Origin of the sequence: Pseudomonas sp. RA_35y_Pfl2_P32 (genome assembly GCF_963970735.1) — a bacterium.
Taxonomy (GTDB): Bacteria; Pseudomonadota; Gammaproteobacteria; order Pseudomonadales; family Pseudomonadaceae; genus Aquipseudomonas.
This window is the reverse complement of record NZ_CAXAQF010000378.1, coordinates 1-434: the sequence shown is the minus strand read 5'-3', so window position 1 is coordinate 434 and position 434 is coordinate 1. Positions and strand designations below refer to the sequence as shown.

At 62.7% G+C, this 434-nt stretch carries 1 protein-coding gene; it reads right to left on the bottom strand.

The annotated features are described in order from the left end of the window. Positions 1–434 (bottom strand): hypothetical protein (locus AACY45_RS28790; RefSeq protein WP_339548876.1); only part of this gene is annotated, 434 nt, incomplete at both ends.

Genomic DNA, 434 nt, shown 5'->3' with positions numbered 1-434 from the left:
AGAATACGCGGTCATAGCTAGTGGTCACGTTCCACGACCACCGTCGGATACTGCCCTGAAGGGTCAGGCCTCCATGCGCGGTCAGCATGGAGCTGTTCTGGTGCAGCACCGCCCCGGGAAAGGCGCGATAGACCAGTACTGGCCCGGAAAAGGGCAGCGCCGTTGTACCTCCGGGCACCTGAATGATGCCCGAGGCGAGCCCGCTCAACCCGCTGTTGCGGTCTGCCTGAACGGAAAGGTTGAGCGAACCGTCCACGCTCTTGCCAAGCGGTGCCCCGAAGGCTCCTTCGGCGTGAAGCGTATCTGTACGCTGCTGCAACGTGCGGTAGGCACCGGAATCGGTCATCGCCCGGCCGGAATTGACATAATTGTCGAGCGATTGACGGGCCGCGACGCTTTGAGGAACGGCGGCGATGGTAACGGGATGGCCTGCA